This window comes from Bacillus sp. 05T31 (assembly GCF_056396725.1).
Genome location: NZ_JBFTMA010000370.1, coordinates 1 through 4,205, shown reverse-complemented (window position 1 = coordinate 4,205; position 4,205 = coordinate 1). Strand labels below are relative to the sequence as shown.

At 28.2% G+C, this 4,205-nt stretch carries 3 protein-coding genes and 1 pseudogene; 2 read left to right on the top strand and 2 right to left on the bottom strand.

The features are described from left to right. Positions 1 to 1,442: pyridoxal phosphate-dependent decarboxylase family protein (locus AC1DJR_RS19550; protein ID WP_477003291.1), on the bottom strand; the 1,442-nt coding region annotated here is incomplete at its 3' end. A 486-nt stretch (positions 1,443 to 1,928) separates the two neighbouring features. Continuing rightward, positions 1,929 to 2,132 (bottom strand): annotated as a pseudogene (locus tag AC1DJR_RS19545) (aldo/keto reductase); the annotation flags it as partial. A gap of 912 nt (positions 2,133 to 3,044) precedes the next feature. On the opposite strand from AC1DJR_RS19545, the gene AC1DJR_RS19540 reads away from it, so the two are divergent. Together AC1DJR_RS19540 and AC1DJR_RS19535 are read left to right on the top strand one after the other, a co-directional pair. Further along, on the top strand, positions 3,045 to 3,212 hold the full coding sequence (locus AC1DJR_RS19540; protein ID WP_016090584.1) for a type A2 lanthipeptide: 168 nt from the start codon (positions 3,045 to 3,047) through the stop codon (positions 3,210 to 3,212). Between the two features lie 91 nt (positions 3,213 to 3,303). Then, the coding region (locus tag AC1DJR_RS19535; protein WP_477003290.1) for a DUF4135 domain-containing protein at positions 3,304 to 4,205 on the top strand (902 nt) is incomplete at its 3' end.

Sequence of the window (4,205 nt, the reverse complement as noted above, 5' to 3'; positions counted from 1 at the left end):
TAATTAAATAGTTCTATATTTAATCGGTTTGTATCCTCAATCTCTTCTTTTGTTGCAAGACCTATTCGTTCTTTTTCCCAATTTTCTTGGCCATCTCCATTCATATAGAAACGGAAGGTTGTAATTGGTCCATATGTAAAATCATTTGTGATTGCGACTTGAGGTAGAGCCTCACGCAACTTCTCTCTAAATAATAGATTTACACGAACATAATTTGCTAATAATTTTTGATATCCTTCAATTCCAAAGGCTAATAGATTGATATACATGGGAATAGCGCTACCAGCTCGTGAACATTCTAAGGTATAGCCTGTATGATAACTCCCATAGGATCTATTACCAAGATAAGGTGTATCATCCTGTTCAATGTCCATCAGTTGTAAATCAGTATGATTTTTTACGATTAAAATACTTGAAGCATAAGGTGTTTGTCCTAACTTATGAAAATCAAAACATACACTGTCTGCAAGGGACATATATTGCATTTTATCTTGTACGTATTGTAAGGCATTTTTCACATTAGGTTCAAATGAGAGTGAATTTTCTTCAAAACTATAATTATTAAAGAAACTATAGAATCCGCCCATTGCAGAATCAGCATGGATATAAATAGGTTTTAATTTATATTTTTTCTGTATTGTTTCAGCGCTCTCTTTAATTTTTCTTATATCATCAATAGTAAATGTATCTGTTGAACCCATAGTAGCTAGAATATAAAGAGGGATACCGCCATTTTTAATAACTTGTATCATTTTAGCCTCTAAATCTTCTATATCCATAGAATTTGTATAAGGATCAGTCTTCACTTTTATTAAGTGATTTGACCCAATGCCAGTTGCTTCAGCTGACTTTAATAAACTATAATGTGCATTTTCAGAAGCAAAGCAATATACATTTTGTGGAGCGCCATGTTCTTTTGCTAATGGGAATTGTTTTGAAATTGCTAAACGTAAGCTCGAAAATACACAACCTTGTCCACCCCATGTTGTATAACCACCGCTATTATGTGGATTATAACCAATCAGTTTTGAAAGCATGGATACAACTTTTACCTCTGCTTCAGCTGCCCCTGGGCCATAGACATCCCAAACGCCATTACCATTTAAAAGTGCCATGGTTAGTATACCCAATAGTGATGGAATACTTGGTAGTGGTACAGCATTAGACAAGTAGTATTTATTGGGATAAGGATGGCCATTCATAAATTGGTTTAGCTCTTCTATAACCTCAGACATAGTGATTCCAGCTAGTGGTATATGACTTTGGTGAATTAAGCTATTATAGTATCCTTCTGATTTTTCCTCACATTTACCTAAAGTAGCTCGCTCTTCATTTTTTAATTGGTCAAGATTTTTAATTATTTTCTGCATAGATTCTAATAAAAGTTGTTGTTTTTCTTCATTTCCGTCAACGCTCGGAAATAGTTTTAAAATATCTTGCATGCAGTCACTTCTCCTTGTAAAAAACTGGATTTTTATTTTACTTGGTTAAACATAAGGGTATAATAATTTGTAATTGCCCTTTTGAATCCTTAGAAATGAGGAGCTATTTAGAAAAAAATGTAATTCCATAGAAAATTATATGAACTATGGAATTTAAAGTAAAGAAAAATTTTTTGATTTATTTTTAAAAAAGTAATTGTGAGATAATGAAGTTTCTAAAAATATATCTGAATTAATTGTTTATTTAATTTATATGTTGTCCTAACATGTATTGAACTAGTGTAGTAGATATTTTAATATAATGTAGAACGTATTATAAGGTAGTTGAATAAAAGTGTTCAACTACCTTATAGACTGTAGATATTGTTAGGAAAAGATAAAAAAATAAGGTGGAAGTGTTAAAGATATGTTCTAGTGGAGAAGAAGTAGTGGTATGGATTTGATAGTAAAATTAGCATGAATTTTTATGGAAGAATAATTATTGGATCAAAGTTTTTTAATCAATTCAATTTCATTATTTAATAATAATGGACGAGTTAAGTGTAAAGAATTTTCTTCAACCTGAGTAGAATTTTTTGCACCAGGAATCGCAACTGAAACGGCTGGGTGGCTTAAAACATAACGTAAGGCGATTTGCGCTAGACTTCGATTTGATCGTACAAGTGAACCTAATTTCTCTACTTTGTTTAACTAATTCCCCGAAATTCATCTCCCACCTACCGTTGGGCTAGCTCCCTTCACACGCTTGAGGAAGGAGAATTCTTTCGTTAAATGTACAATAATATAAACCTATAACTAAATAATGTGTTGCTATTAATTTGGTAGAATAGCGAGGATCAAGAGAATTGATTATATACAATTTTCGGAAGAAATGAAATTGAGAATTGAATATACTTTCAATCTTATCTTTTTTATTTTTAACATGTTGTGCAATTCAAAATTGATACATAAAGTCTTACAGAGGCTTATACGCATCGTAAATTCTGTAAGATAAATTAAATATATTAAAATAATTTCGTGATTAAACTTATTTGGTGATGCCTTATACAATAAAAAAAGAGTTAATTAGTCCTTTTTATGGTAAAATATTCTTGAGGGTATATCTTCTATAAATCTGATTTCTATTTTTAAAAATTAATAATTTATCTAAAACAGTATTAGATAGATTATCAATCTTATGAAATAGGTTTATGTATATAAGTGAAATGACAGGACTATTATGAATTGATGAACAGGCAATCACTTAAAGTTTTTTCTTAGAAATTTTAACTTAACAAGTTTCATTACAATTCTCAAGTGTCATCTCAGGTATTAAAAGAACTATTTTAATTAATAATCAGCAATGATGGTAACAAATCTATGAAATACAAAATATCAGTTGGAAAAATGGTACTTAAATTTTAGCCAGTTAAATAATATATATGTTTATTATTAATATATTTTTATAATAAATTATCTTATTATTTTATTTTTTTAGATATTTTTTAAAAATACGTCTTTTTTTTTTGAATATTTGATGGTATATTATTTCCAGACAATGTTGTGGTAAATTATTGAATTTATAACATCATTTTCAAAAAAAACAAAAAGGTAGGTATTGAAATGGAAACTGAAAAATATTTACAAGTTGTAGAAGATGAAGAGATTGAACAATTAGTTGGTGGTGCGGGACCTGGTTGGGTTGAAACTTTAACTAAAGATTGTCCTTGGAATGTGCCTGTAGCATGCGTCACGATTATGGGACAAAGAATTTGTAAAAAATGCTACTAATAGTTAAAGAGAGTAAGGCGAAAGGCCTTACTCTCTTTAATGAGAATGAATTTTTAACTGTTTCTCCTACCTATAAAAAGAAGAGGTTATTATGAAAAATAATTCACATGGAATTTTGAATACAATAGATAATGGATCACATTCTTTAGTAACAAAAGAATACCTAGAAAAAAATTTTGTTATCTTTTTAGAGGATTTTTCATGTAATGATGTCATTAAGAATGACGAAAACTATAACTTTCAAAAAATAATACAAACATATGTAGTATTCTTTAAAAATATGATAATAAATAAAATTGATTTTTTTGGTAATGTTGAGAGGGTTTCTGAATCGATAATGTTTGATTTAGAAAAAAGACTATACCAAGTATTAAGGCCATCCTTAATTGTATACATAAATAAACTTAGAGTAGAAAATGCTTTAATAGGAATGGATACCAATGAAGAATATAAGTATTTTACAAAGAATTTCTTTCATTTAAAAAATTTTCATATGAATTTTTTTAAAATGTTACCTGTATTAAACGAAAAAATTTTTACAATAATTGAAAATGAAATAAATTATATGATTTGGTTACAAGGAGCTCTTGAAAAAGATCAAAAAGAAATTCATAAAATGTCGGGTTTTAATATTATGCATGTAGAAAAAATTATTAACCTAGGTGACTATCATAATAATGGAAAGAGAACAATACTTTTAGAAGATAAATTTAATAATAAGGTAATTTTAAAACCAGTCGATTTGAAAAATTCTATCTTATATCATAGTTTAATTAATCAACTGAATAAGGATTTAAATACAGATATCTTTATTCCGCAAGTAGTTAATAAAAGAAATTATGGATATATGCAATACATTAATCATGAATCATGTGAATCTAATGAGCAAATTAAAGATTATTATTATAATTTAGGTGTAGTGCTTTCTGTAATGTATTTGATTAATGGAAGTGACATACATAATGAAAATATCATAGCTAAACAATCCTCACC